Annotated in this window: 22 protein-coding genes; 6 read left to right on the forward strand and 16 right to left on the reverse strand. The window is 59.6% G+C overall.

Annotated elements, in window-relative coordinates; all coding sequences use genetic code 11:
- Positions 1 to 119: 119 nt before the first annotated feature.
- The gene (locus tag O9X91_RS02080; RefSeq protein ID WP_003520040.1) at positions 120 to 377 is read right to left on the reverse strand and encodes a BQ00720 family protein; all 258 of its coding nucleotides are present in this window, start codon (positions 375 to 377) and stop codon (positions 120 to 122) included.
- 56 nt (positions 378 to 433) lie between these two features.
- Positions 434 to 859: an Hsp20 family protein gene (locus tag O9X91_RS02085; RefSeq protein ID WP_137409699.1), complete on the reverse strand. Its 426-nt coding sequence runs from the start codon at positions 857 to 859 to the stop codon at positions 434 to 436.
- A gap of 206 nt (positions 860 to 1065) precedes the next feature.
- Between O9X91_RS02085 and O9X91_RS02090 the strand changes: the two genes are divergently transcribed.
- Entirely contained in the window at positions 1066 to 2010 is a 945-nt protein-coding gene (locus O9X91_RS02090) for a nucleoside hydrolase (protein WP_077984438.1), read from the forward strand.
- 159 nt (positions 2011 to 2169) lie between these two features.
- Here O9X91_RS02090 and O9X91_RS02095 read toward each other — a convergent pair whose 3' ends face one another.
- The 3 genes from O9X91_RS02095 to O9X91_RS02105 form a co-directional block, all read right to left on the reverse strand.
- Positions 2170 to 3540, reverse strand: coding sequence for an IS1182 family transposase (locus O9X91_RS02095; protein ID WP_269834277.1), 1371 nt, complete (start codon positions 3538 to 3540; stop codon positions 2170 to 2172).
- Between the two features lie 105 nt (positions 3541 to 3645).
- Positions 3646 to 5973 (reverse strand): methyl-accepting chemotaxis protein, encoded by a 2328-nt coding sequence (locus O9X91_RS02100; protein WP_077984476.1) that lies wholly within the window; start codon positions 5971 to 5973, stop codon positions 3646 to 3648.
- 167 nt (positions 5974 to 6140) lie between these two features.
- Positions 6141 to 7001, reverse strand: a complete 861-nt coding sequence (locus tag O9X91_RS02105) for an LOG family protein (RefSeq protein WP_137409698.1) — start codon at positions 6999 to 7001, stop codon at positions 6141 to 6143.
- Positions 7002 to 7146: 145 nt separating this feature from the next.
- Here O9X91_RS02105 and dapD point away from each other — a divergent pair, with 145 nt between their 5' ends.
- Genes dapD through O9X91_RS02120 form a run of 3 tightly spaced genes read left to right on the forward strand, consistent with a single transcriptional unit; the run spans position 7147 to position 9792 of the window.
- Positions 7147 to 8001, forward strand: coding sequence for a 2,3,4,5-tetrahydropyridine-2,6-dicarboxylate N-succinyltransferase (dapD, locus tag O9X91_RS02110; RefSeq protein WP_142914220.1), 855 nt, complete (start codon positions 7147 to 7149; stop codon positions 7999 to 8001).
- A 14-nt stretch (positions 8002 to 8015) separates the two neighbouring features.
- On the forward strand, positions 8016 to 9212 hold the full coding sequence (gene dapE / locus O9X91_RS02115) for a succinyl-diaminopimelate desuccinylase (protein ID WP_142914219.1): 1197 nt from the start codon (positions 8016 to 8018) through the stop codon (positions 9210 to 9212).
- Positions 9196 to 9792 (forward strand): hypothetical protein, encoded by a 597-nt coding sequence (locus O9X91_RS02120; protein ID WP_142914218.1) that lies wholly within the window; start codon positions 9196 to 9198, stop codon positions 9790 to 9792. Before dapE ends, O9X91_RS02120 begins: the two co-directional genes overlap by 17 nt.
- 19 nt (positions 9793 to 9811) lie before the next feature.
- On the opposite strand, the gene truA is transcribed toward O9X91_RS02120, so the two are convergent.
- From truA to def, 3 genes are read right to left on the reverse strand one after another with little or no spacing between them, the layout of a single operon-like run.
- Positions 9812 to 10612, reverse strand: a complete 801-nt coding sequence (truA, locus tag O9X91_RS02125; RefSeq protein ID WP_077984434.1) for a tRNA pseudouridine(38-40) synthase TruA — start codon at positions 10610 to 10612, stop codon at positions 9812 to 9814.
- Positions 10612 to 11547 (reverse strand): methionyl-tRNA formyltransferase, encoded by a 936-nt coding sequence (gene fmt / locus O9X91_RS02130; protein WP_269833572.1) that lies wholly within the window; start codon positions 11545 to 11547, stop codon positions 10612 to 10614. The genes truA and fmt overlap by 1 nt, the downstream gene beginning before the upstream one ends.
- Positions 11548 to 11592: 45 nt before the next feature.
- A complete protein-coding gene (gene def, locus O9X91_RS02135) occupies positions 11593 to 12105 on the reverse strand; it encodes a peptide deformylase (RefSeq protein ID WP_077984432.1) in 513 nt (170 codons plus the stop codon).
- A 148-nt stretch (positions 12106 to 12253) separates the two neighbouring features.
- On the opposite strand from def, the gene O9X91_RS02140 reads away from it, so the two are divergent.
- Together O9X91_RS02140 and O9X91_RS02145 are read left to right on the forward strand one after the other, a co-directional pair.
- Positions 12254 to 13447, forward strand: coding sequence for a DNA recombination protein RmuC (locus O9X91_RS02140; RefSeq protein ID WP_162520626.1), 1194 nt, complete (start codon positions 12254 to 12256; stop codon positions 13445 to 13447).
- 54 nt (positions 13448 to 13501) lie between these two features.
- Positions 13502 to 14401 (forward strand): ribokinase, encoded by a 900-nt coding sequence (locus O9X91_RS02145; RefSeq protein WP_077984430.1) that lies wholly within the window; start codon positions 13502 to 13504, stop codon positions 14399 to 14401.
- A gap of 63 nt (positions 14402 to 14464) precedes the next feature.
- Here O9X91_RS02145 and trmB read toward each other — a convergent pair whose 3' ends face one another.
- The 8 genes from trmB to miaB all read right to left on the reverse strand — a co-directional run bounded on the left by trmB (position 14465) and on the right by miaB (position 23328).
- Entirely contained in the window at positions 14465 to 15163 is a 699-nt protein-coding gene (gene trmB, locus O9X91_RS02150; RefSeq protein ID WP_269826125.1) for a tRNA (guanosine(46)-N7)-methyltransferase TrmB, read from the reverse strand.
- A gap of 169 nt (positions 15164 to 15332) precedes the next feature.
- On the reverse strand, positions 15333 to 16595 hold the full coding sequence (gene metK / locus O9X91_RS02155; RefSeq protein WP_077984429.1) for a methionine adenosyltransferase: 1263 nt from the start codon (positions 16593 to 16595) through the stop codon (positions 15333 to 15335).
- A 190-nt stretch (positions 16596 to 16785) separates the two neighbouring features.
- Positions 16786 to 17205: a helix-turn-helix domain-containing protein gene (locus tag O9X91_RS02160; protein ID WP_077984475.1), complete on the reverse strand. Its 420-nt coding sequence runs from the start codon at positions 17203 to 17205 to the stop codon at positions 16786 to 16788.
- Between the two features lie 139 nt (positions 17206 to 17344).
- On the reverse strand, positions 17345 to 18928 hold the full coding sequence (gene lnt / locus O9X91_RS02165) for an apolipoprotein N-acyltransferase (RefSeq protein ID WP_142914213.1): 1584 nt from the start codon (positions 18926 to 18928) through the stop codon (positions 17345 to 17347).
- 222 nt (positions 18929 to 19150) lie between these two features.
- On the reverse strand, positions 19151 to 20296 hold the full coding sequence (locus O9X91_RS02170; protein WP_269833573.1) for a hemolysin family protein: 1146 nt from the start codon (positions 20294 to 20296) through the stop codon (positions 19151 to 19153).
- Between the two features lie 15 nt (positions 20297 to 20311).
- Entirely contained in the window at positions 20312 to 20818 is a 507-nt protein-coding gene (gene ybeY, locus O9X91_RS02175; RefSeq protein ID WP_137409694.1) for an rRNA maturation RNase YbeY, read from the reverse strand.
- Between the two features lie 10 nt (positions 20819 to 20828).
- Positions 20829 to 21884: a PhoH family protein gene (locus O9X91_RS02180; RefSeq protein WP_077984425.1), complete on the reverse strand. Its 1056-nt coding sequence runs from the start codon at positions 21882 to 21884 to the stop codon at positions 20829 to 20831.
- Positions 21885 to 21924: 40 nt separating this feature from the next.
- Positions 21925 to 23328, reverse strand: coding sequence for a tRNA (N6-isopentenyl adenosine(37)-C2)-methylthiotransferase MiaB (gene miaB / locus O9X91_RS02185; RefSeq protein WP_162520625.1), 1404 nt, complete (start codon positions 23326 to 23328; stop codon positions 21925 to 21927).
- Positions 23329 to 23365 lie beyond the last annotated feature (37 nt).

Below are 23365 nucleotides of genomic sequence, written 5' to 3' on the forward strand. Positions count from 1 at the left end.
CCCGTTCACCCGCAAAAGACGACAACAAAACGTCATCATCCCGAAAAAGAAAAAACCCGCCGAAAATATCGACGGGTTTGTCAGCGGTCTGAAGCCCGCTCAAAAGCGGGCTTTTTTCTTCAATGCAGGCTGACGGTCTGGAGATCGTCTTCGGCAGCCTTGAAAAACGTACTGGACCGGTTGTCCGTCAGGAGGATCGGCGTACCATCTGCACCGAACAGCGCCCAAAGGTCCAACTGCGGATCGAGATCGGGCGCTTCCGGGAAACAGCGGCTGACGTCTTCCGCGCGAATCTTGCGGATATATCCCACTTCTCCTTCGCCGATATGGGCGAGCTGGGATTGGGTGAGACGCGCATGCGCTTCTTTCAACAGCATATTTCAGCCTCCTTCTTCACGCCGAGCGATTCGTGTCGGATTCCGGCGTTCATGGTCTACTCTGAGACGGAAATATTAATTTTCTTCACCACGTTTGAAATTTCCGGCCGGACCAGATCGATGGAAAGAAGGCCGTTGCGCAGGCGCGCCTCCCTGACCTGCATGCCGTCGGCAAGCACGAATACCCGCTGGAACTGGCGCGCCGCGATTCCGCGATAGAGAAAATCGCGCTTCTCCTGTTCCTGCTGGCGGCCGCGGATGACAAGCTGGTTATCGGCCGTCGTGACATCCAGATCGTCCTGCGAAAAACCGGCAACCGCGATGGTAATCCTCAGGCGCTCGGGCACGTCATCGTTGCCGGGCAGACGCTCTATGTTATAGGGAGGATAGCCGTCATTGGCCTTAGCCATGCGCTCCAGCGTTTTTTCCATGGCATCAAAACCCAGCAAAAGCGGGTGGGTGAATGGCGTCATGCGGCTCATGTCTCTTTTGTCCTTGCAACCAAGCGACGTTTCGCGGCCCCGCTTCCGGCAGCCTTGCCGGTCAATCGCACCGGCCCCTGCAATATGGGAAGCACAACCGCAATACGCAAGACGCGGCGACGAGCAAAGGGGATACCGGGGAATGAGGCTTGACAAGTGAGCACCCGCCGCTCGAAAAAAGCGCTCATCTCAACGGCGGGCAAGACATGGCAGAACGCAGAAAAATCATCATCGACACCGATCCGGGCCAGGACGACGCGGCGGCAATCATGCTCGCTTTTGGAAGCCCTGACGAAATCGACATTCTCGGGCTGTGCGCCGTTGCCGGCAACGTTCCGCTGAAACTGACCAGCCGCAACATCCGCATCATCTGCGAATTGTGCGGCCGCACCGATATTCCCGTCTATGAGGGCGCGGAGAAGCCGCTGGTGCGCAAGCCCATCACCGCCGAGCATGTTCACGGCAGCACCGGCCTCAACGGCCCGGTTCTCGATGAGCCGACCATGGAAGCGCAAAAGCAGCATGCGGTCGATTTCATCATCGAAACGCTGATGCGCGAACCGGCCGGCACGGTGACGCTCTGCACGCTTGGCGCGCTGACCAACGTGGCGCTGGCTCTCCTCAAGGCGCCGGAAATCGCCGATCGCGTCAAGGAGCTGGTGATGATGGGCGGCGGCTTCTTCGAGGGCGGCAACATCACACCGGCGGCGGAATTCAACATCTATGTCGACCCGCAGGCCGCCGATATCGTCTTCCGCTCCGGCATGCCGATCGTCATGATGCCGCTCGACGTCACCCATCAGTTGCTGACGACCAAGGCTCGGGTCAGCCGCATTCGCGACATTGGCACGCGGCCGGCCATCGCCATGGCTGAAATGCTGGAATTCTTCGAACGTTTCGATATTGAGAAGTACGGTTCGGATGGCGGTCCGCTGCATGACCCGAGCGTCATTGCCTATCTCATCAAGCCCGAGTTGTTCGAAGGTCGCGAATGCAATGTCGAAATCGAGGTCCATTCCGAGCTGACCATGGGCATGACAGTGGTGGACTGGTGGAATGTTACCGAACGGCCCGCCAACGCCCGTGTGATGCGCAAGGTGGACGCCGACGGCTTCTTCGAATTACTGACGGAACGTTTCGCCCGTCTGTGACGGAATACGAACACCAAAAAGGGCCGCTGGTATCCCCAGCGGCCCTCAGACCGCTGACAAACCCGTCGATATTTTCGGCGGGTTTTTTCTTTTTCGGGATGATGACGTTTTGTTGTCGTCTTTTGCGGGTGAACGGGAGATAAGATGAGCCTCGTTTCCTCATCCCCAGGCGGGTTTGGGTGCTTTCGTGAGCGCCATCGCTATTTTCTTGATGTTCTGGGCGCTCGCGGCGAGCAGGCACTGCCATCTAACCTTGATCAAGCCGCGGAAGCGGGCATAGCGGTGCCCGTGGAGCTGCTTGGCATCGGCGAAGGAGCGCTCCACCGTTTCCTTGCGCCGCTTGTAGATCGCCTTGCCCCACGCCGTCTTTCGATGAACATCCGTGCGTTCGCGTGCATCTTGCCAGACATGCCGGGTGATGGTTCGTATCGAGCCGGCATTGGACGTGCAGGAGGCAAGAAGCGGGCAGTCACGGCAGATGGAGGGGTCTGAGCGATAGTGCCTGTAACCGCTGCGGTCGGTCGTCGCATAGGTCAACAGTTGTCCTTCAGGGCAGTGGTAGCCATCGGTCTCTGGTTCGTAGACGAACTTCGACTTGCGCATCATCCCGTCTTTGGGCGGGGTCGGGTTGCGATAGCCGGTCACGCCGAGGATATCTCTGTCCTCCAGACCCTTGGCAATGCCTGCCGTGGCATAGCCTGCGTCCAGCCCGACCGCCCCGACATGAAAGTCGAAGCGTTGGCGCTGCCGGTCGAGCCGCTCCAGGTAGACGATACTGTCATGCACATTGGCCGGCGTTACATGCGTATCGGTGATGATCGCATGGCGGCCGTCAACAGTGCGGTGATCGAGATAGAAGAAGCCCTTGGGCTTGCCGTCGCGCACCATATAACCGCTATCGGGATCGGTACGGCTGACCTTCGTCTCCTTCACCTCCGGCTCGCGCTGTTTCTCCCTCAACGGCTTCTGCCCATGGGCTGCGCGCTCCGCCTCGATTGCCCGGTCGAGATCGGCCCAATAATCGGCCCGCGACTTCTGGAGCATGGCCAGATCGTATTTGCCCTTGTTGGCATTGGCCTTCAGATGGGTCGAATCCGTATAGAGCACGGTCCCATCCACCAGACCATGCCGGATCGCCTGCTCCACGATGGCATCGAAGATATCCTGGGCAACCTCCGTCCCGTTGAAGCGACGGCGGCGGTTCTGCGACAGCGTCGAGGCATCGAAGACAGGATCGGTCAGCTTCAGGCGCAGAAACCAGCGATAGGCGACGTTCACCTCGATCTCGCGCATCAACTGCCGCTCCGAGCGAACACCGAACAGGTAGCCGATGAACAGCGCCTTGAACATGCGTGTGGGATCGAGCGGCGGACGGCCGTTGTCGGCACAGTAAAGACCGGCAACACGATCATGGATAAATGAGAAGTCGATCACCGCGTCGATCTTGCGAAGCAGGTGATCTTTCGGGACCAGGCTATCGAGCGTCACCATCTCGAGAGCGGTCTGTTCAGGAGCAGGTTTCTTCAACATGTCCCAATGAATCATAAACCCCCAGCTCACGCCAGGGGTTTGTCAGCAGTCTGAGGGCCGCTGGTATCCCCAGCGGCCCTTTTTATTTGAAGTCAGGAAGGCCTGTCAGAACTCCGTCCAGTCATCCTGCGCCAGCGCGTTTGCACCGCTGGTTCTCGGACGGGCGCGAGGAGCCGCAGCCTGCGCCCTTGCCGGAGCGGCGGGTGCGCGCATTGCCGCCGCCGTGGCGCGCAGTTGCTGGCTGGAATGGCCGCCGGAAACGGAGAAACCGGCCACGAGCGACTTCAGCGTTTCGGCTTCGCTGTTCAGCGTCACGCTGGCCGCCGTGGTTTCTTCCACCATCGCCGCATTCTGCTGGGTAACCTGATCCATCTGCGTGACAGCGGAATTGATCTCTTTAAGGCCTACCGCCTGCTCGCTGGCGGAGGCGGAAATCTGCCGTATCAACTGGTTGATCTGCAGAACCTGATCGGCGATCTTTTTCATCGTCGCACCGGCCTTGCCGACCAGTTGGACGCCCTCGTCCACCTGGGTGGCCGAGGTGTTGATGAGGCCCTTGATCTCCTTGGCCGCGGTGGCGGACCGCTGCGCCAGTTCGCGCACCTCCTGTGCTACGACGGCAAAGCCCTTGCCGGCATCACCGGCGCGCGCGGCTTCCACACCCGCATTCAGCGCCAGAAGGTTGGTCTGGAAGGCGATCTCGTCGATAACGCCGATGATGCGGGAGATTTCGGCAGAGGATTGCGCGATGCCTTCCATGGAGTTCACGGCCTGCTGCACGACTTCACCCGATTTGCCCGCATCGTCGCAGGCATGGCTGACGGCTCCGGCCGCCTCTGCGGCGTTTTCCGCGCTGGAATTCACCTGCGCGGTCAGCTCATTGAGGGCGGCGGCGGTTTCTTCCAGGCTTGCGGCCTGCTGTTCCGTGCGGTGCGAAAGATCGCTGGCTGCGCGGGTGATCTCGCCGGTGCCGTTGCCGATGCTGACGACGGTTGCGTTGACCGTGGAAACGGTTTCCTCGAGGCTGGCGAGCGCCGAGTTGAAGTCCTCGCGCAGCTTCGCATATTCGCCGGGGAACTCGTCTTCGATACGGTAGGTGAGATTGCCCTGCGAAAGCGCATTGAGGCCAGCACCCAGCACGCCGACAATGTGCTGCTGCATGCGGCTGTTTTCAGTACGCTCGGATTCCGAGCGCTGGCGCGCCGTTTCCGCGTGACCACGCTGGGCCTCGGCTTCGGCCTCCATCTCGCGGATACCGGCAAGCTTCGCGCGGAAACCTTCAAGTGCAGTAGCCACCGCACCCGTCTCATCCCGGCGCTCCTGTCCGGAAACCGGTACATCGTAGCGACCGTCGCTCAGCGTCCTGACGTCGGAAACCAGCGAGGCAAGCGGATTGCGGACGAAATGGCGCACGGCGAAATAAAGCGCAGTGATGACGGCAGCGAGAATGACGATCGCGCCGATGATCATCATGTAGGTCTGTTCCTGAACCGGTGCGTTCAGGGCCTGATGGGGAATATCCACCAGCACCACCCAGGTCGCGTTGAGACCCGGAACGGCGAAGGGATAGACGAGACGGTTATAGGGCGCGTCCGTATCGAGGCCGAGATTTTCAATGAGGCCCTGTTTGCCGGAGGTAATCGCCGCCTGCACGGTGCTCGCACCGTCTCCGTCGTAAGCCTTCATGTTCTGCTCGGGCGTCGGCGGCACCAGCCACTGGCCGCCCTGCGAAACGAGCGTTACGCGGCCGGTTTCGAAAGGATGCAGCGCCTGCAGCTTCTGCGACAGCGAGGCCAGCGAGATATCGACACCCGCCACACCAATCATCTTGCCGTCCGACATGACCGGATAGGCAAGCGAGGTCATGGTTGTGGGTACTTCCGTGCCTTCGGCGAGATAAGGCTGGGTAATGGCGCCCTTGCCGGATTTGGCGGCGAGCGCATACCATTCCGCCGCATAATCGTTCTTGAAGGTCGAAAACTGGATGTCGCCCTTCTGGGTCTTCGACCAATAGGGGGCAAACGCGCCGTTTTCATTGGTGCCAAGATCGAGCCTGCCCGCAATCTCCGTGCTCTGTCCATCAAAAAGGCCGAGCTGCTCGCAAAACCAGCTTCCGAAAGCAAAAGTATTCTGCTCGACATTGGCCTTGAGGATGTTGACGATGCCGGGCCGGTCCATCGATTTCGCCTGATGCGCGCGGCCGATGACGCCGGCCATGGAGCGTGCGGCGCTGCCGAGTTCGCCCACATCGGCGGCGATCACATTGGCGATGGCGCGCGCTTCGGTATTGGCCTGATCCATGGTCAGCGCGTGCACGCGCTCACTCGTCTGGGAAATGAGAAAGGAATTCGATGCAACGAGAACCGTGGTGATGGCGCAGCCGGTTACGAGGATCAGCTTCGTCGCAAGCGACTTCACTTGGAAATTGAACATTTTGGCCTCGATCAAATCGCCCGCCCGAAGAAGGCTGACGTCAACGGATGATAAATCTCCGTCATGGAGGCCCGTCCGCAGGGGACAGTGCGCTGCAGCGCGACGAGGTGAAATTAGAAGAAGATTGCTAATTAAACCCTAAAATTACTTCGCCGCGCCAAGCATAATCAGTGTTCGTAGTGGGCCGAGATGACTTTCCATGCATCTTCGGCCGTTTCGGCGAAATGCAGCAAATTCATATCATCCGGTGCAATGGTGCCGAAATCCGCCAGGAATTTGAAATTGATTACCGATCGCCAGAACTTCTCACCGAACAGGACGAGCGGAATGGGCTCCATGCGCTTCGTCTGGATAAGCGTCAACGTTTCGAAGAGTTCATCAAGCGTGCCGAAACCGCCGGGAAAGATCACCACCGCTTTCGCCCGCATCAGGAAATGCATCTTGCGAATGGCGAAATAGTGGAAGTTGAAGCTCAGCTCCGGTGTTACATAGGGGTTCGGCGCCTGCTCGTGTGGCAGGACGATGTTGAGGCCGATAGACGGGCCGCCGGCATCGGCAGCGCCGCGATTGCCCGCTTCCATGACACCGGGACCGCCGCCGGTGACCACGACATATTCGAGGTGATCTGATTTCGCGGCATAATCGGTGCAGAGACGGGCAAATTTGCGCGCCTCGTCGTAATAAACTGAGGATTGCTCCAGATTGCGCTTCTGCGTCTCGTTGCGCGCCGCCCAGGCCTCGCCGCCGGGTTCAGGAATACGGGCGCCGCCGAACATGACGACGGTGGATTTGATGCCCCGCTCGGCCAGCGCCATTTCTGTCTTCAGAAGTTCCAGCTGAAGCCTGACGGGACGCAGTTCCTCGCGGCAGAGAAAATCCATGTCCGCATAGGCAAGCCGGTAGGACGGGGAATCCGACTGTGGCGTCCTGGGAATGACCTCGGCCTGCTGCTTGTCCGCAGAGCTGCGCTTCAACGGGTCCCATACCCCGTCCTTGCGCCGCAATTTGCCGTTTTTCAGTCGTGTCATTTCCATGCCTTTCGTCTGACGCGCCAAATCACCCAAATCACATTGACGCCTTTCCAACACTCCCTTAGATCAAATGACCAAAGCCTTCCAGCGGCGCGGGACCATCCGTGACCACGAACACCACGCGACATTCAAGGAATTTTCCATGAGCCTTACGGATCTAACCTCCCTCGAAACCATCATCGAAACCTCATTCGACAACCGCGATGGTGTGAACGTATCGACAAAGGGCGAGGTTCGCGACGCCGTGGACACATCTCTTCAACTTCTCGACAGCGGCAAGGCGCGCGTGGCCGAAAAGCAGGCTGACGGAAACTGGAAGGTGAACCAGTGGCTGAAAAAGGCCGTGCTTCTGTCCTTCCGCCTGAACGACATGGAAATCGTGACCGGCGGACCGGGCGAATCCACCTGGTGGGACAAAGTGCCGTCGAAGTTCGAAAACTGGGGTGAAAACCAGTTCCGCGCCGCCGGTTTCCGCGCCGTGCCGAACGCCGTCGTGCGCCGCTCGGCTTACGTTGCCAAGAACGTCGTGCTGATGCCGTCCTTCGTCAATCTCGGCGCCTATGTCGATGAAGGTACGATGGTCGATACCTGGGCGACGGTCGGCTCCTGCGCGCAGATTGGCAAGAATGTGCATCTTTCGGGCGGCGTCGGTATTGGCGGCGTTCTGGAGCCCTTGCAGGCGGGCCCGACGATCATCGAGGACAATTGCTTCATCGGCGCCCGTTCGGAAGTCGTCGAAGGCTGCATCGTGCGCGAAGGTGCGGTTCTCGGCATGGGCGTGTTCATCGGCAAGTCGACCAAGATCGTCGATCGCGCCACCGGCGAGATCACCTATGGCGAAGTTCCGCCCTATTCCGTCGTCGTTGCCGGCACCATGCCGGGCAAGCCTTTCCCGAACGGCGAACCGGGCCCAAGCCTCTATTGCGCCGTGATCGTCAAGCGCGTCGATGAAAAGACCCGCTCCAAGACCGGCATCAACGAGCTTCTGCGCGACTGATATAAGCTGATACCATGACCACGACCGATCCCGTTGCCAATCTCGCCGCCCTCATCCGTTGCCCTTCGGTAACGCCTGCGGAAGGCGGCGCGCTTTCCCTGCTCGACACCCTGCTTTCGCCGCTCGGCTTTGCGGTGGAGCGTGTGATGGCGACGGAGGCCGGCACTCCTGACGTGGAAAACCTCTATGCACGGCTCGGCACCGAAGGTCCGCATCTGATGTTTGCGGGCCATACGGATGTCGTTCCCGTGGGTGATGAGGCCGCATGGAGCCATCCGCCCTTTTCGGCAGACATCGCCGGTGGGGAAATGTACGGTCGCGGTGCGGTGGACATGAAAGGCGGCATCGCCTGTTTCGTGGCGGCCATTGCCCGCCATATCGAAAAACACGGCAAGCCGCAGGGGTCCGTTTCTTTCCTGATTACAGGCGATGAGGAAGGCCCGTCGATCAACGGCACTTCCAAGCTGCTGGAATGGGCAGCCGCCAGAGGCGAGACATGGGACGCCTGTGTCGTGGGCGAGCCGACCAATCCCGACCAGCTGGGCGACATGATCAAGATCGGCCGCCGGGGTTCGCTCTCGGGCCGAATCACGGTCCATGGCGTTCAGGGCCACGCCGCTTATCCGCATCTCGCCGACAACCCCATTCGCGGTCTTTTGCAGCTTACCCATGCGTTGATGCATCCGGCCTTCGATCACGGCACGGATGATTTCCAGCCTTCCAATCTGGAAGTGACGACCGTCGATACCGGCAATGCCGCCACCAATGTGATCCCGGCGCGGGCGACGGCGGCCTTCAACATTCGTTTCAACGATAGCTGGACAGCAGAGAGCCTGCGGGCGGAAATCATCCGCCGCCTCAATGCCGCCGCAGCCGAAGGCGAGCTTCGCCCCGACCGGGCTCCGGTCAAATATGAGATCGTCTGGGCGGACCGTCCGAGCCACGTCTTCCTGACCCGCAACAATGCGCTCATCTCGTCACTGTCAGGCGCGGTTGAAGCCGTAACCGGCAAGGAGCCCAAGCTTTCGACCACGGGCGGCACCTCGGATGCGCGCTTCATCAAGGATTATTGCCCTGTCGTGGAATTTGGCCTCGTCGGGCAGACCATGCATATGGTCGACGAGCGCGTGGCCGTTGCCGATCTCGAGATGCTGACACGCATTTACGAGACCTTTATCGAACGCTGGTTCGCCCATGCCGACGGCAAGTGAAATAAGGCTCTATCTGACAGGCCTGTGGCTTCTGCTGCTCGGCGATCATAATGGCGCGCGGTATCTCGATCTCTCCGAGCGCGGCATGTGGCGATCCTTCTATTCGGCGCTGTGGTGCCTGCCGGCCATGCTGGTTTCCTGGCTGTGGCTGCGCGCCGCCTATCTCGCCAGCTATCCGCCCGGAACGGGAACGGGCTTCATCTTCTTTTTCCGTCTGGCGATGGTCGAAGCCATCTGCTGGATCGTGCCGCTGCTGTTGATCGGCATGTTGCTCTATGCCTTTGGCGCCCGGGAAAAATTCGCACCGCTCGTCACCACCGTGAACTGGCTGTCGCTGCCCTTTTCTTATGCCTATGCGGTTCTCATCCTGATCGCATTCTTCCTGCCGCCGCTGCAGGGGTTGATCGCCATTCTCTGGCTGGCACTGCTTCTGTCGCTGGTCTTTGCCTTTTCGCGGATCGTGCGGTTCTTCATCCGCGACCAGTCGCTGCTCGTCTCGGCCGTCGTCATGACGCTGTTGGTGCCCGCCATGTTGCTGTCGGAAGCATTGCAGCGTTTTCTCGGCGTCTATCCGGCCTGAGAGGCAGTGAGGCTTCAGGTCAGTCCGCGTCTTCCGTCACTTCGACTTCGGGGCGGCGGCGCGGCGGAATGACATCGGGATAATCGACCTGCATGAAATAAAGACCGTCCGGCGGCGCAACGGGACCGCAGGCCTTGCGATCTCGTGCCTCCAGCGCTGCACGCACATCATCAGGCGTCATAGTGCCTTCACCTGCCATCTTCAGCGTGCCGGCGAAGGAGCGTATCTGATTATGCAGGAAGCTTTGCGCGGTCGCGCGGATTTCGATGAGGTCGCCGTTGCGGGTCACGTCCAGCCGGTCGAGCGTGCGCACGGGGCTGTTCGCCTGACAATGCACGGAGCGGAAGGTCGTGAAATCATGCCGGCCGACCAGCATCTGTGCGGCTTCATGCATGCGCTCGTGGTCCATATCCTTCGATACCCACCATGCCCGCTTGTGCTCCAGCGCCAGCCGGGATTTGCGACAGATGATGCGATAGAGATAATGGCGGCGCAGCGCTGAAAAACGGGCGTCGAAATCTTCGGTCACGGCTGCAGCATCGAGCACGGCCACGGCCTCCCCGGCCATGGCGAGATGCGCGTTCAAGGCATTGCGGAGCTTGTAGGGTTCCCAATCGCGGGAAAGATCGATATGGGCGACCTGTCCAACGGCATGCACGCCGGAATCGGTGCGGCCGGCACCGCGAATGGAGACGCTCTCTCCCGTCAACGAGCGAACCGCAGCCTCCAGCGCGCCCTGAACCGAGGGGCCGTTATCCTGTCTCTGCCAGCCGTAATAAGGCGTGCCGTCATATTCGACGGTCATGCGGAAACGTGGCATCAGCCGAGCCTCGTTGCGGTCGGAACCGGTGTGCCACGCACGAAATCGGCCGCCGACATCGGCTTGCCACCCGCCTTCTGCAAACGGGTGAGCCGCACGGCGCCGCTACCGCAGGCAATGGTCAGAGCATCGTCGAGCGCTGCGCCCGCTTCTCCCATTCCGCTTGCCAGTTCGGAGGCCAGAACCTTCATGCGTTCGGGTTTGCCGCCGATATTCATCTCCAGCCATGCGCCGGGAAACGGCGAAAGCCCGCGAATGTGGTTATGGACATCCTGTGCGGGCCTTGAAAAATCGATACGGGTCTCGCCCTTGTCGATCTTCGCGGCGTAGAGCACGCCCTCTTCCGCCTGCGTGACGAGGGGCAGGTCGCCTGCCTCCAGCTTGTCCATCGCCTGCCGCATCAACCGCGCACCCGCCAGCATCAGGCTGTCATGCAGTTCGCCCGCCGTCATATTCTCGTCGATCGCGACCTTTGCGGTGAGCGCGACGGGGCCGGTATCGAGCCCCTTTTCCATTTTCATCACCATCATACCGGTTTCGGCATCGCCGGCCATGATCGCTCTCTGGATGGGGGCAGCCCCGCGCCAGCGCGGCAGCAGGGAGGCGTGACCATTATAACAGCCGAGACGCGTGCCGGAGAGGATCGCTTCGGGCAAAAGCAGACCGTAAGCGACGACGACGGCTACATCGGCGTTGAAATCCCGGAACTGCTGGCGGTCTTCCTCGGCCTTGAAATTTACGGGCGTCAGCACGGGCAGCCCCAGCAATTCGGCTGCCTGATGGACCGGCGACTTCTGCAAATCGAGACCACGGCGGCCGCCGGGACGCGGCGGCTGGGTGTAGACGGCAACGATCTCGTGGCCCGCATCCACCAGTGCACGCAATGTGGGAACGGAAAAATCCGGCGTGCCCATAAAAATGATGCGAAGAGACATCGTCGCCCCCTTCCCTGTCGTCCACTCCAGCCCAAAGAGGCCGGATCAGATCTTTGCGCGGGCCGCTTTCGTGAATTTCTTGATGACCATGTCGCGTTTGAGCCGCGAAATATGGTCGATGAAGAGAACGCCGTTCAGGTGGTCGATCTCATGCTGCAGGCAGGTCGCGAGCAGACCATCCGCCTCGACCGTCTGCTGCTTGCCGTCACGGCCGACATATTGCACGGTGAGCGACGCTGGGCGCTCCACCTCGGCATAATAATCGGGGATGGAGAGGCAGCCTTCCTCATAGGTCGAGACATCGTCCGACACTTTGAGGATTTCCGGATTGATGAAAACGACCGGAGCCTTTTCTTCACCTTCGCGTGCCACGTCGATCACCAGCATGCGGCGTGGCACGCCGATCTGAATGGCGGCGAGGCCGATACCCGGCGCATCATACATGGTTTCGAGCATATCGTCGGCAAGGCGCAGCACCTCAGCATCCACCTGTTCGATGGGCTTGGATTGCTGACGCAACACGGGATCGGGCAAAATTATAAGCGGTTTGATGGTCATGGCTTCCCATAACGTATCTCTTGCGCGGAGGAAATAAAAAACACGAGGTTCAAACCGCCTCCGGCATGTGCCCCGCCTGACTCATTTCTGCCGCAGGAATGTTCTTGTTTTGATCTTACGAATCATTGGAAATCTGTTAGATTTGGCCATGAGCATAGACTTTTCAGTTCTCCTTCAACCCGCGCTGCGGGCCGGCTCCGTCGATATCAGCTTCGGCGCGCTTCTCGCTGCCGCGGTTTTCGGCCTCGCCGTGGCGTGGCTTGTGACGGCAAACCGGTCGAAAAAGGCTGGAGCCGATGGTGAAATCTCCGATCTCCTGAAAACACAGTCCGAATTGCACGGGCGGATCGCGGCCATGGCGGAAACGCTTGGCACGCGCCAGACCGAGATGAGCCAGACGCTGAACCAGCGCCTCGACGGCATGTCGCAGCGCCTTGGTGAAACGCTCACCGAGCAGACCCGCTCGACCCATGAAAATCTGAGCCGCCTTCAGGAGCGCCTGGCTGTCATCGATGCCGCGCAGGGCAATATTCAGGATCTGGCAAAAGACGTTGTCGGGCTTCAAGCCATTCTTTCCAACAAGCAGACACGCGGGGCCTTCGGGCAGGCGCGCATGGAAACGCTGATCGCCGATGCGCTTCCCGCCGGGGCGTTCCAGCTCCAGCCGACGCTTTCCAACGGTTATCGGCCCGACTGCATCATCAAGATGCCGAACAATGCGCCAGCACTGGTCATCGACGCCAAGTTTCCGCTGGAGGCATGGAATGCAATCAAGGCGGATGAGACACCCGAAACCAAACGCGCCGCCGTTCAACAGTTCCGCCGCGATATGGAAGTGCATATTCGTGATGTGGCCGAGAAATACCTCATCCGCGGCGAGACACAGGATACGGCCTTCATCTTCGTGCCCTCCGAATCGATCTTCGCCGATATTCACCAGCATTTCGAATATCTGGTGCAGCGCGCCCATCGCGCCCGGGTCGTCATCGTTTCGCCGTCGCTGCTGATGCTGTCGGTGCAGGTCATCCAGTCCGTGCTCAAGGATCAGCGCATGCGTGAGCAGGCGCATCTCATTCAGGGTGAAGTCGCCCTTCTGATGGACGATGTGCGGCGGCTGGACGACAGGACGCGCAAGCTGCAGGCCCATTTCGGGCTGGCCCAGAAAGACGTCGACATGATGCTGATCTCCTCCGACAAGGTGCTGGCGCGGGGCCAGAAGATCGAAGGCCTCGATTTTTCGCCGACGGAAAAAGAGGCTTCGCATGGAGAAATCGAGCAGGCCCGGCGCTTTGCGGAAAACCGGGCCGGTGCGGCGAAATTGCGGGTAGTTGACGACGAGTGATCGTCTCGGGCAAAGTCGCCGCCTTGCTCAAATTTCATACGGACCCAGCGCCCCATGATTACTGTTTTCGGTTCCATCAACATGGACCTCGTCGCCACCGCCAAACGCCTGCCCAAGCCCGGTGAAACCGTGACGGGCGAGGCCTTTTCCACTGCCGCCGGTGGCAAGGGCGCCAATCAGGCGCTGGCCGCGCGACGTGCGGGCGCCACGGTGAAGATGGCGGGGGCTGCGGGCGATGACACCTTTGCCGCACCGGCGCTGACCTTGCTGCGCGACGCCGGCACTGATCTCTCACTGGTGAAGACCACGCCCGGCCCTACGGGGACGGCAGTGATCCTTATCGGCGAAGGCGGGGAAAACATGATCTCGGTCATTCCCGCCGCCAATGGTGAAGTCTCCGCATCCGACGCCGCGAAAGCCCTGGCTGAAATGTCGGCGGGTGATATCTTGATGTTGCAGTTTGAGATACCCGCGTCCGCTATCGAAGCGGCGCTGACGGCTGCGAAGGCAAAGCGCGTCACCACCGTCATCAATACTGCGCCACTGACCGCGGATGGACCGCGCCTTGCGGGCCTTGCCGATATTGTCATCGCCAACGAAACCGAGTTCGAATTGCTGGTCGGAAAGAACGGCCTTTCCGCTTCTGAGCGGGAAAATGAACTGAAAACCCTGCACGACAGGACCGGCCAGACATTGATCGTAACGCTTGGCGCAGACGGCGTGATCGCCATGCGCAACGGCAAGGTTTTCCGGGCTTCCGGCCTCAAGATCGAGCCGGTCGATACGGTCGGTGCGGGCGATACTTTCTGCGGTTATCTTGCCGCCAGCCTCGATCAGGGGATGGATTTCGAAAAGGCGCTGAAGCGCGCCGCTGTCGCAGGCTCGCTCGCCTGCACGCGCGCCGGCGCGCAGCCTTCCATTCCGCTTGCAGCGGAAGTGGATGCGGCTCTCTGAGGGATATTTTCGTTAGCGCATTTTCCGGACGTAAAACCGCTGCGCAATTTTACTGGAAATGCTTTAGCGACGGATGAAAGTGAGATAGGCCGAGCTGCGGCCTTCTCTTTTCGCCTTGTTCTCGTAGCGCGTGCCCGGCCAGTTGGCATAGGGCGTGCGCCAGTCGTCAGCACTTGTTGCCGTCCATTCGAAGCCGCCGTGGCGGGCGCAATGCTGCAGCGTCCAGTTGACGTAGGTATCGATATCGGAAGCAAAGCAGAACTTGCCGCCGGGCTTCAACACACGATGGAAACGGGCAAGATTGACGTCGGAGACAAAACGGCGCTTCCAGTGCTTCTTCTTCGGCCACGGATCGGGATAAAGCAGATCGATATGATCGATCGATCCCTCGGGCAGCCAGTCCAGCAATTGCGTTGCATCATCGTCGTAAAGGCGGATATTCATCAACTCGCGTTCGCGCACGGCGGCGAGCAGCTTGGCCATGGAGTTGACGAAGGGCTCGACGCCGATGAAACCCGTCTCCGGGTTTTCAACCGCGCGGTGAGCGAGATGCTCGCCGCCGCCGAAACCAATCTCCAGACGGATCGGCCGCACATCCGCGGGAAAAAGAGCGGCAAGATTTTGCGGCGGGGCGCTTTCCAGATCGATTTTCAGCAAAGGCAACAGGTTCTCGATTGTATCGACCTGCTGATTGCGTAGGGGCTTACCCTTGCGTCTGCCAAAAAACGCTTCCGTCGCGCGCGAACGCCGTTCTTCCGTCATCTCATACTCTCAACAACAAATAGATTTAACCCGCACAGCACCACGTTGGGCACTGTGCGGGTTACAAAAGGTGCAGTCGGTATCTCTCAATCGCCGCCGAATGACAAGCTTAGAAAGAGCCGCGCCTTCTCCGGACGTAAAACCGCTACGCAGTTTTACCGGAAATGCTTCAAGCGCTCAGAGCTTCCTTAAGCGGCTTCACCAGATCCAGCTTCTCCCAGGAGAAGGAGCCATCGCGGCCGGCCTTCCGGCCGAAATGGCCATAGGAGGAGGTCTTGGCGTAGATCGGCTTGTTAAGATCGAGATGACGGCGAATGCCCGACGGCGACAGGTCCATGACCTTGCGGATCGCGGCTTCGACCTGATCTTCGCTGACCTTGCCGGTGCCATGCAGATCGACATAGATCGACAGCGGCTGGGCGACGCCGATCGCATAGGAAATCTGGATCGTGCAGCGCTCCGCCAGACCAGCAGCCACGACGTTTTTGGCGAGATAGCGGGCGGCATAAGCGGCGGAACGGTCGACCTTGGTCGTGTCCTTGCCGGAGAATGCGCCGCCGCCATGGGGAGCAGCACCGCCATAGGTATCGACAATGATCTTGCGGCCAGTCAGGCCGGCATCGCCATCCGGACCGCCGATGACGAACTTACCCGTCGGGTTGATATACCACTGGCAATCGTCAGCGATCTTCAGGTCACCCAGAGCTTCGCGAATATAGGGTTCGACGACCTCACGCACCTTCTTCGAGTCCCAGCTGGCATCGAGGTGTTGGGTGGACAGAACGATGGACACGGCTTCCGAAGCCTTGCCGTCGACGTAACGAACGGTCACCTGGCTCTTGGCGTCGGGGCCGAGCTTTGCCGCTTCGCCCTCACCGCTCTTACGGGCGGTAGCCAGCAGCTGCAAAATGCGGTGGGAATAATAGATCGGCGCCGGCATCAGGTCCGGCGTTTCCTTGCAGGCGTAACCGAACATGATGCCCTGGTCACCGGCGCCCTCGTCGCCCTGCTTGTCGGAGGCGTTATCCACGCCCTGCGCGATATCGGCAGACTGCGGGTGCAGGAGAACGTCGATCTTGGCGGTCTTCCAGTGGAAACCATCCTGCTCATAGCCGATATCGCGGATCGCCTTGCGGGCGGCGGACTTGAACTTGGAAGGGTTGATGACCGGGTGGCCAGCGGCGTCCTTGAGAACCTTGCCGTCCTTGTCCTTCTTCAGAAGCGTGTCGGGAACGCGAACCTCACCGGCGATAACGACGCGGTTGGTGGTCGCAAGCGTTTCGCATGCGATGCGCACGGTCCACGGGTCAACGCCCGTCTTGGACGCTTCACGATAAATGAGATCCACGATTTCATCGGAGATACGATCACAAACCTTGTCCGGATGACCCTCAGCCACGGACTCGCTGGTGAACAGATAATTGGCACGCATGCGGGATTCCCCTCAAAGAACGGTCTTGGAGTTTGTTAGTCATTTCGGCCGTGAAAAACAAGGACACAACCACATAAATATATCTTTATGTGAGAATTCCTTTCTAATCGCGCACAAAAAAACGGTCCTTGCGGACCGTTGAGTGCCCGGCATCCCGTGCCGGAAATTTTCTGCGTCGCGCGGGCTGCGCTTACTCGGCGTCACCCTCAGCGGCGAGCGCCTTGACGAGATCGACGAGACGGCGGCGAACCTTCGGATCGGCGATCTTCACGAAGGCGCGGTTCAGCTGCAGACCTTCAGCCGAGGACAGAAAGTCGACCACGTAATTGGAGCTAGAGGCTTCTGCCATACCGGTCGTGCCACCGGCCTGATCGCCGGGTGCATCCTCGAAGAAAAAGGAAACGGGCACATTGAGAATACCGGAAATATTCTGGAGGCGGCTGGCGCCGACGCGGTTCGTGCCTTTTTCATATTTCTGGATTTGCTGAAAGGTAATTCCGAGGCTTTCGCCAAGCTTTTCCTGACTCATGCCCAGCATGGTTCTGCGAAGGCGAATTCGGCTTCCGACATGAATGTCGATCGGGTTAGGCTTTTTCTTATTCTCGGTCATCATGCGGTCCTGACACTCGGAAAGGGTTGATATCTCGCTTCATTACATTTCGAAGAAATGAGTCGGCAATTCGACAGCGTCTAAACTTGTTTTACGACTGACGTATTCACTATGCAATTACAGGGGTTCCCGGTCAATTCTAGCGCCGAGCGAAACTCAAGGCGGGAAATACCGCAACGATCATCAAGATAGAAAAAATCAACCAGAAATACGTCCGATGTGTGTCGTAAGTAAATGCGTCGTTTGACCCACCACTCAAAGTGGCGTCAACAATTCCCACCCGACCGTAATCGAGCCCCGCAATAATGCGGCCATAGGGGTCTATGACGGCTGAAATCCCGGTATTGGCGCCGCGAATCACCGGCACGCCCGTCTCAACGGCCCGGACTCTCGCCTGCAGAAAATGCTGATAGGGGCCAGGCGTATCACCGAACCAGCCATCATTGGTCACATTCAGGATGGCGGCCGAGCCGGCTAGCCCCGGCGTCATCTCACCCGGGAAAATGATCTCGTAACAGATGAGAGGATAGAAGGTCTTACCCGAAGGAAGAGTGAGCGGCGTGCGCGAGGAAGCGGCGGAAAAGCCTCCCGGCAAAGCGATGACATTGTCGATGCCGAATTCCCGCAGGATACCTTCAAAGGGAACGTATTCGCCAAAGGGGGTCAGATGCACCTTGTCGGTCGCGCCGATGATCTCGCCCTGGCTGTCGATCGCATAGACCGAATTGTAATAACGCGGCGGACGGCCTGCACCCTGATCTTCCATTCTGACGGCGCCGGTGAACAGCACCTGCCCATCCTCCAGCGTTTTGGCGATTTCCGCCAAAGCATCCGGATTTTGCGTCAGAATGAACGGCACGGAGGTTTCCGGCCAGACGATGATATCAGGGCGCGTTTTCCCTTCGCCCGGCGGCAGAGCCGAGAGCCGCAGATGCTCGCCGAAAATCTCCGCCCTGTCCGCGTTCAGCATCTTGCGTGACTGATCGATGGAAGGCTGCACAATCCGAACGGTCAGTGCGTCTGCGGGCACCTCCGCCGGCGTCTGGAGACGGTAAAAGCCATACCCGAAATGGCCGGCCAGCAGCAGGCCCGCCACAGCGAGACCCGGCCACATGCCTTTTTTCGTGCCTATCAGTGCGGGCGAGGCGAAGATGAAAACCGCAAGCGTCGTTATGCTGAAAAGGCCAAGCAGATGCACCGATTGCATCATGATCGGGACGGGCATGATGCCGTAGCCAATCGCGTTCCAGGGAAAGCCGGTGGCCAGGAAGCTGCGCAGCCATTCTGAAAAACCGAACGCGGCAGCAAGTGCAGCGATACGGCCGAGGCCCTCCGACCAGAGGAGGTTGGCTGCCGCAACCGCAAAACCGTAAAACAATGCCAGAAAAGCGGGGAGGCCAAGAATGGCGAGCGGCAGCGCCCAGGCGAATTCATCGGCCTCCAGCAGAAGAGCATTGCCGAGCCACCATAGGCCCGCCACGAAGTAACCGAGCCCGAAACACCAGCCGATGCCGAAGGCCGGCATGACGCGGCTGAAGAGGCCGCCCCCAGGTTTGCCGGTGCAGCCGTCCACGAGCCAGACAAGTAGGGTGAAAGAGAAAAACAGCGCCGCGAAAAAGCCGAATGGAGGCAGAGCGAGCGCCCCGACCGCACCTGCAGCAATCGCCATAACTGCGCGGCTCATGCCGCCGGCCAGCATTACCCTGCCTGCAAGACGCTCCATGCCATCTCCGTTTATGCGCGTCGGGAAAAGCCCGCAGCCGACAAGGCCGCGCCGCGGAATTTTCCCTCAGACCCGACGTAAAGGAAAAAAGATTCGCAGTCCACAGGAGGCATGGCGACCGAAGCGCCATATGTTCTTTTCGACGCCGAACACGGCCTTCATAGCTGCCGGATTGAGAGATGTCGAAAAAGGGCGCGACGGGGAAAACCCCGTCGACCTTTCTTAATCGGCATTCTGCTGATGCGTGATGAGGCGAACATCGGGCGCAGGCAGCGCAATCACCTCATTGGCGTCCGCTTCGCCCGGAGCGCGATCATCCTCACCTTCGGAGCCGTGATCCCGGACGATACGAACGCCCTTGATGCGCCTGCTATCGGCATCGAGTATCTGGAACTCGAAACCTGGCACGGCCCGAACCACCTCGCCCTTGGCCGGAATACGGCCGAGCGCGAAGAAGATGAGACCGCCGAGCGTATCTATTTCCTCCAGGTGTTCACGAACATCGAATGCCGGACCGATCGCCTCGGCAAGTTCGGTGAGTTCCGCACGTGCATCCGCGACAAGCACATCGGCGGAAAGACGCGAAAACATCGCCTCGTCCTTGTCGTGCTCGTCATCGATGTCGCCTATGACCATTTCGACGATATCCTCGTGGCTGACGAGACCGTCGGTGCCGCCATATTCATCGATCACCAGCGCAAGCTGGGTTCTCTGGGCCTGCATCGTCTTCAAAAGGTCGGAGGCCAGCATGGAGGGCGGCGCAAAAAGAATTTTGCGAACCAGTCCGGCATCGGCGACCGTCTGCTCCAGATCGACACGTCCCAGGTCGAAATTCGGCCGCGGTGAACGCGGCGCCTTCACCTCACCGAAAGCAACGCTTCGCGAACCGGCCCGGCGTTTGTTGCGGGCCTGCTTGGCGACATAGGCCAGCAGATCGCGAATGTGGATCATGCCCTTCGGGTTATCCAGCGTCTCGTCATAGACAGGCATACGGGAACGCCCGGTTTCCTCGAAGAGGATCAGCGCCTCGCCGATCGTCATATTCTCATTGAGGCCATCAATATCCACGCGAGGGATCATGATGTCTTCGACCCGAACCTCGCGGAAACGCAGGATATTGTTGAGCATAGCCCGTTCTTCGGGCGAAAAGGCCGCACCGATTTCGGTGTCGTCCATCAGCGCGTCGGTCAAATCCTCGCGCAGGCGCTCGCCCTGAGATGGTTTCAGCAACCGTGCGATGCGTGACCAGATGGTCGATTTCGGTTTGGCATTGTAGTCCTGACGTAAGTGACTACTGCCCTCCTCCGAAGAGGACTGCTCGCCGTTTTCTCTGCCCTCATTGGCAGGTCGTGCAGAATGTTCGTTCATGGCTCCAGACAATATTTAAAGCGGTTCCTGACCCGCGTAAGGATCAGATAGGCCAAGCACCGCCAAAATGCGAGTCTCAAGCGACTCCATTTCTTCCGCTTCTTCCTCGTCCATATGGTCATAACCGAACAAATGCAGGAACCCATGAACGAGCAGATGGGTCAGATGATCCTCGAAACTCTTCTCAAGTTCAAGGGCTTCGCGCTCAACCGTCTCGCGCGCGATGACGATATCGCCCAGCATGGGGCCCGGCATTCCGCCCGGCTCCAGCGGAAAAGCCGGGAAAGACAGGACATTGGTCGCCTTGTCCTTGTCACGCCATTCGGCGTTGATTTCCCGGATATTTTCGTCGTCAGTGAAGACCAGCGACAGCTCCACTGGCATTTTCGGGAAGGGTTGGTCCTCTTCCCGCTTCAGGAAATCGACCGCCGCATCCAGCACCCTGGTGGCAAAGGCAGCCAAGTCCTCTTCCGAGGACCAGCCTTCGGCCTCGACGCTGATTTGAATATCCAGAACTGTCATCGTCTTTATGTCAGTCGCCCTTCAGGAGGCTCTCATCCGGCACCGCCGTATGGGACTCATAGGCCCGGACGATACGCGCCACCATCGGATGGCGAACAACATCGACGTCCTTGAAGCGCACGACGGACACGCCTTCCACATCGCCAAGGATTTGCAGGGCCTCGACAAGACCGGATTTCACGCCGCGCGGCAAATCCACCTGGCTCGGGTCGCCGGTCACGATCATGCGGCCGTTCTCGCCAAGGCGGGTAAGGAACATCTTCATCTGCATGGTCGTGGTATTCTGGGCTTCGTCCAGAATGACGGCGGCGTTGGCCAGCGTGCGGCCGCGCATGAAGGCGAGCGGCGCGATTTCGATGACGCCCGCCTGAATGGCGCGCTCCACCTTGTCGCCCGGCATCATGTCATAAAGCGCGTCGTAAAGCGGGCGCAGATACGGATCGACCTTTTCCTTCATGTCGCCCGGCAGGAAGCCAAGACGCTCACCCGCTTCGACGGCGGGGCGTGAGAGGATGATGCGGTCAACCGCACCGCGCTCCAGAAGCTGCGCCGCATGAGCGACGGCAAGATAGGTCTTGCCGGTGCCGGCGGGACCGACACCGAAAACCAGTTCGGATTGCTCCAGCGCCCGCATATAGACGTCCTGCGTCGGCGTGCGGGCAGCGATGGTCTTCTTGCGTGTGGAAATCTGCGCCATGGAAATCTTCGCCTTGCGTTCCATCGTCGGCAAGGTCAACTGGTCGTCCGCGGCCACAGCCATGCGGATCGCGCCTTCGACATCGGAAACCTCGGCGGTTCCGCCCTTGAGCAGCCGTTCATAAAGGAAATCCAACGCCCGACGAGCCTGATTGGTGGCAACGACATCGCCGGTGATGGCGACGGAATTGCCGCGCGGTCGAGCGTCGATATTGAGGCGCTGCTCCAGGAGCTTCAGGTTCTGATCGAACTGACCGAATAGCTCTCCCGCTATCCTGTTATTCTCGAACGTGAGGACGAAGTGATTGGCGTCGGTCGCGGCTTGGCGTGGCTGGCGCGATGAATTTGATACCAATTCGTGTGCGTTCAAGCGGTCAGGCTCCTGTCCCAATCAGTGTCGGCTCCTCACTCTAACTCCCTGCCACCTCGGCAAACAAGCTGTTTGGACCCGTTGCGGTGATTCGTACATTAACAATGTCACCGATTTTCAACGTCTTTGCATCAAGATTCACGGATTGCAGCCACGGAGAGCGACCTATCAACTGCTCAGGCATGCGACCGGGCTTTTCCAGCAACACATCCATGGTTTTTCCGACCAGCGATTCAGCAAATTCCTTCTGCTGCCGCAGCAACAGGGCCTGCAATCTTTCCAGTCGTTCGGCCTTCACCTCTTCCGCAACCTGATCGGTGAGATCGGCTCCCGGCGTGCCGGGGCGGGTGGAGTATTTGAACGAGAAGGCCTGCGCATATTTCACGGTCTCGACCATCGCCATCGTATCTTCGAAATCGCGATCCGTCTCGCCGGGGAAGCCGACAATAAAATCCCCCGACATGGCGATATCAGGGCGCGCGCTCCGGATTTTTTCAATGAGCTGGATATATTCCTCACCCGTATGGCGACGGTTCATCGCTTTGAGAATGCGATCCGAGCCGGACTGAACAGGCAGGTGCAGATAGGGCATCAGGATGCGCAGATCGCGATGCGCGCCGATCAGGCGCTCGTCCATGTCGCGCGGATGGCTGGTGGTGTAGCGAAGCCGTGCAAGGCCGGGAATTTCCGCCAGCCTGTAGAGCAGTTCGGCAAGGCCCCATTTCTCACCCTTCGGGCCTTCGCCCTGCCAGGCATTGACATTCTGCCCGAGCAGCGTGATCTCGCGCACGCCGGCATCGACGAGCTTCATCGCCTCATCGACGATCTGGCGCACGGGGCGGGAGACTTCCGAACCGCGCGTATAGGGGACGACACAGAAGGTACAGAACTTGTCGCAACCTTCCTGCACGGTCAGGAACGCCGTGACGCCGCGTGTCCGCAATGTCGCTTTCTCCGCGACCGGCAGGTGCTCGAACTTGTCCTCAACCGCATATTCGGTCTCGATGACGCGCTCACCGCCGCGCACCCGCTTTAAGGCGTCAGGCAGGCGGTGATAGGTCTGCGGGCCGATCACGACATCGACGGCGGGCGCGCGGCGCAGGATTTCCTCGCCTTCCGCCTGCGCGACACAGCCGGCAACGCCGATCATGAATTCGCGGCCCTGCTCTTCGCGCGATTTTTTCATGTCGCGCAGGCGGCCAAGCGCCGAATAGACCTTTTCAGCCGCCTTTTCACGGATATGACAGGTGTTCAGCAGAACCAGATCCGCCTCGCCCATATCCTCGGTCTGAACGTAACCGTCCTTCGCCAACGCATCGCTCATACGGACGGAATCGTAGACATTCATCTGACAGCCATAGGTCTTGATGAAGACCTTTCGGCTGTTCGAACCGTTGCGGGCGATCATGGGTGTGGCGTCAAGGCCAAGCGTTTCCTGGGTCATGGCGGCTATCTAGTGTTTTTCCCGGCCAGATTAAACA

This window comes from Agrobacterium salinitolerans, from assembly GCF_027498475.1.
Lineage (GTDB): Bacteria > Pseudomonadota > Alphaproteobacteria > Rhizobiales > Rhizobiaceae > Agrobacterium > Agrobacterium salinitolerans.

Coding starts and splice junctions, on each gene's coding strand:
- O9X91_RS02080 (WP_003520040.1), bottom strand. CDS start 377: ATGCTGTTGAAAGAAGCGCATGCGCGTCTCACCCAATCCCAGCTCGCC.
- O9X91_RS02085 (WP_137409699.1), bottom strand. CDS start 859: ATGAGCCGCATGACGCCATTCACCCACCCGCTTTTGCTGGGTTTTGAT.
- O9X91_RS02090 (WP_077984438.1), top strand. CDS start 1,066: ATGGCAGAACGCAGAAAAATCATCATCGACACCGATCCGGGCCAGGAC.
- O9X91_RS02095 (WP_269834277.1), bottom strand. CDS start 3,540: ATGTTGAAGAAACCTGCTCCTGAACAGACCGCTCTCGAGATGGTGACG.
- O9X91_RS02100 (WP_077984476.1), bottom strand. CDS start 5,973: ATGTTCAATTTCCAAGTGAAGTCGCTTGCGACGAAGCTGATCCTCGTA.
- O9X91_RS02105 (WP_137409698.1), bottom strand. CDS start 7,001: ATGACACGACTGAAAAACGGCAAATTGCGGCGCAAGGACGGGGTATGG.
- dapD (WP_142914220.1), top strand. CDS start 7,147: ATGAGCCTTACGGATCTAACCTCCCTCGAAACCATCATCGAAACCTCA.
- dapE (WP_142914219.1), top strand. CDS start 8,016: ATGACCACGACCGATCCCGTTGCCAATCTCGCCGCCCTCATCCGTTGC.
- O9X91_RS02120 (WP_142914218.1), top strand. CDS start 9,196: ATGCCGACGGCAAGTGAAATAAGGCTCTATCTGACAGGCCTGTGGCTT.
- truA (WP_077984434.1), bottom strand. CDS start 10,612: ATGCCACGTTTCCGCATGACCGTCGAATATGACGGCACGCCTTATTAC.
- fmt (WP_269833572.1), bottom strand. CDS start 11,547: ATGTCTCTTCGCATCATTTTTATGGGCACGCCGGATTTTTCCGTTCCC.
- def (WP_077984432.1), bottom strand. CDS start 12,105: ATGACCATCAAACCGCTTATAATTTTGCCCGATCCCGTGTTGCGTCAG.
- O9X91_RS02140 (WP_162520626.1), top strand. CDS start 12,254: ATGAGCATAGACTTTTCAGTTCTCCTTCAACCCGCGCTGCGGGCCGGC.
- O9X91_RS02145 (WP_077984430.1), top strand. CDS start 13,502: ATGATTACTGTTTTCGGTTCCATCAACATGGACCTCGTCGCCACCGCC.
- trmB (WP_269826125.1), bottom strand. CDS start 15,163: ATGACGGAAGAACGGCGTTCGCGCGCGACGGAAGCGTTTTTTGGCAGA.
- metK (WP_077984429.1), bottom strand. CDS start 16,595: ATGCGTGCCAATTATCTGTTCACCAGCGAGTCCGTGGCTGAGGGTCAT.
- O9X91_RS02160 (WP_077984475.1), bottom strand. CDS start 17,205: ATGACCGAGAATAAGAAAAAGCCTAACCCGATCGACATTCATGTCGGA.
- lnt (WP_142914213.1), bottom strand. CDS start 18,928: ATGGAGCGTCTTGCAGGCAGGGTAATGCTGGCCGGCGGCATGAGCCGC.
- O9X91_RS02170 (WP_269833573.1), bottom strand. CDS start 20,296: ATGAACGAACATTCTGCACGACCTGCCAATGAGGGCAGAGAAAACGGC.
- ybeY (WP_137409694.1), bottom strand. CDS start 20,818: ATGACAGTTCTGGATATTCAAATCAGCGTCGAGGCCGAAGGCTGGTCC.
- miaB (WP_162520625.1), bottom strand. CDS start 23,328: ATGACCCAGGAAACGCTTGGCCTTGACGCCACACCCATGATCGCCCGC.